General features: G+C 42.6%; 2 protein-coding genes. Both read right to left on the bottom strand.

Going from position 1 to position 2,988, the window contains the following annotated elements:
- Nucleotides 1-184: 184 nt before the first annotated feature.
- Nucleotides 185-2,035 carry a tetratricopeptide repeat protein gene (locus tag DP116_RS27665; protein WP_169158175.1) on the bottom strand — a complete coding sequence of 617 codons (1,851 nt, stop codon included), beginning with the start codon at nt 2,033-2,035 and terminating at the stop codon, nt 185-187.
- Nucleotides 2,036-2,152: 117 nt separating this feature from the next.
- Complete coding sequence (locus DP116_RS27660) at nt 2,153-2,764, bottom strand: Uma2 family endonuclease (RefSeq protein ID WP_169158174.1); 612 nt, start codon at nt 2,762-2,764, stop codon at nt 2,153-2,155.
- Nucleotides 2,765-2,988: the final 224 nt, after the last annotated feature.

Below are 2,988 nucleotides of genomic sequence, written 5' to 3'. Positions count from 1 at the left end.
GTGTAGGGGTTTAGGGGTGTAAGGGAAAGAATCTAGTACATCACGGCGTCAATAGGGCAACCATTTCAAATCTCTAAAAAGTCCATTCTATAATACTTCTGACTTATGACTTATGAATTCTGCTGTATCAGGTTCCCCTACACCCCTACACCCTTACCCCCTTACACCCTTAAGTTTTGACAAATCAGTTCTTCGGATTCCTATATTCTTCCAATAGCTGCGGGATGTAATCATACCCATCTACACCTATGACAGCAATGATTTTAGAACGATTTTTCTGCAAGAAATTTCTGAATGATTCTTCCCCTATTTGTCCTTGTAAAATTATGAGCCAACTCGCGGATTTTTGCCATTCATTTGAAGCAATTTGGTTTAATAAATACATTCCCAAACAGCCAGCATAAATTGCTTTTTCTTGGTCGGGTAAATAATAATAAGCTTCGCCTAAATTCGATAAGTTCAAACCTTGAAGATACAAATCACCAGAAATTTGTGCTGCTTGGAAGCCGTCTTCCAAATATTTAATAGCTGTTTGAGGTTGTTCGATGATGACATAGGCTACACCCAAACTACTAAAACACAAAGCCTTACTTTGAACATCGCCCAGTCGTTCTGAGAGTGTTAAACCTTGCTGTAAGTAGTTAATTGCTGTTTCATAAACCTCTGGTTCTAGTTGTTCCAGTTGCTGGGCTTGCATGACTTCGCTGTATCCCAAGTTTACCAGGGCATTTGCTTCACCTGTGCGATCGCCTGTTTGCCGACTCAATATCAATGCCCGTTGACTAAAGTCAATTGCTTCAGCATACATTATTTGGGCAACGTGGGTACGGCTGAGGTGGTTGAGATTGGCAATTTCACAAGCGCGATCGCCTGCACTGCGCGCTATCTCCAAAGCCTGCTGATGAAACTCCACAGAACGCTTATATTGCCCGAATGCTCGTTGAGAAGAGCCTAAAAGTGTCAAAATCCGTGCTTTTTCTTGAGTTCCTTCGACTTGACGCAACGGTTCATCCAAATAATTCAGCGCATCTCGTAAGTACTGACCAGAAAAAGAGGCGAAAATTCCCCCGTACAAGGGAAAGTATGAACGCTGTGCAAAGGTTCGCAGAATTTGCAGCATGACTTGAGAACAACCAGCGCTGTATATTGACGACGCACTACCAAAACCATTTGCCAGTTGACTCCAAATCACCGCAAATGTCAAGAAAGTTGAAATCGACAACTTAGAGCCTGCTTTAACATTGTAAGGCTGTTGGTCAAACCAGTTGACTAACCCCCGTTGCAAGTACTGCAAAATAACTGCCATCTCCACCCAATGACTCAGGCTGACACTGCTATGCTGTTGTGCAAATTCAATTGCAGACTTCTCCAAAGCTAAGTAGCGAAACAGTGTTTTGGGAAACTCACTATTCACTTGCTTCGCCCAAGTTGCCCAAGGACCACGTTCTCCCGGTACACCACCAAATCCCAGTGATTCCCGGCTTTGCTCGTACATCCAGCTGACTAAGTGGTCTTGCAGTCTTTGCCAACTAACTATGCCACGGTTTATACCATCTGAGATTTCCTGAAAATCCGAATCAGCTTGAGCAAATTGTTGTAAAGACTTTGAGACTTGCTGGATTTGTTGCAAATTCAGTGGATTTTTGCGGTTGAAGTCGAGAGTGCGTAAGAATGCAGCCAGACGATTCCCGACTTCCGCTGTTGTCACTTCTCTAAATCCTGAGACAATAGCTTCAGTGGCTTTATTTTGCTGTTGAGCGCGTTGCCATTGACTTTGAATTGTTTTGATTGCCCTGAGACTGCGGGTTGCTTTGGCTTGCTTGAGTTCGTCTTTTTGGGTGTCTACTTGGTGTTGGGTGGAATTGAGGCGATCGCTCAAAGCCAGTTCAAAAACTTCCCCCGTGTCAGCAGTCACACCTTTGATCAACATTTGATAAACCTGCTCTTGAGAGCTAATCTTGCCCTTGAGGGTGGTTTGGATAATTTCGTCGATGAGGGCGAGATACTTTTCGCGCAACGGCAGAGAGTCAGACACTTTAGCAACCAGAATAGGGATATGTCAATTTTAATTCCTGTCTGGGTTAAGTTGCAGAACAAGACCGTGCCAAGATTTCAACTCAAACGACTCGTGAGTTGGTGAGTTCTTGCTTGATCATTTCCCAGCTTCAAAAATTTGTTGAACTGTCAAATTCAATTGTGGGAATGTTGGTGACTGTATGCGCTCATCGCCTCGAAACTTGCTAATTTGATACTCACCCTCGTCCAAAGAGCAAATCAAGATAGTTGGTTGCTTAGGCTTGCCAATAAATTCTCTGCCACCATTAGCTGCATAATCAACAATCCAATATTCAGGAATTCCCATTTCTTCATAATCAGCATATTTTTTGAGATAATCATCACGCCAGTTGGTACTGACGACTTCAACCACTAAAGGAATAGATGCAGCTTGAGTAACAGTCGATTCGTTTTTCCATAGTTCTTCGTTGATAAGATTTTCACGGTTTACTAACAGTACATCTGGTGAATAAGCTGATTCACTTTCTGGTGGTTTGACCAATGCTGTTTTGGGGATGAGGTAAGGAAGACCTAATTGATAACATTGGACACCTAGTTGTATCGATAAAAAACCTGTGATTTCTTCATGTCCTCCTAATGGTTGCGGCATTTTAACAATGACTCCACCATGCAGTTCGTAATGCCCATCCTCTGGTTTCCATTTTGCAAATTCTTCAAATGTGACTAGTTTGTATTGAGCTTGAGTCATTTATTTTTCTTTTTATTTTTTAGGCGTACATGAGGTTTGAAATTTAATAGTTATTTTTTTTGTTTGTTACTAAATAATTATATAGTATGGGGAATTACGTTTAGCCGCGTCGGCATTGGACGTTCTGCTTCTGAGCGCAGCAGCGGAGCGTTAAGCTAGCTGCGCCTCCGGCGATCGCTCAAAGCCAGTTCAAAAACTTCCCCCGTGTCAGCAGTCACACCTTT

The sequence above is a fragment of the Brasilonema bromeliae SPC951 genome, from assembly GCF_012912135.1.
Taxonomy (GTDB): domain Bacteria; phylum Cyanobacteriota; class Cyanobacteriia; order Cyanobacteriales; family Nostocaceae; genus Brasilonema; species Brasilonema bromeliae.
This window is presented reverse-complemented; position numbering and strand designations above follow the sequence as displayed.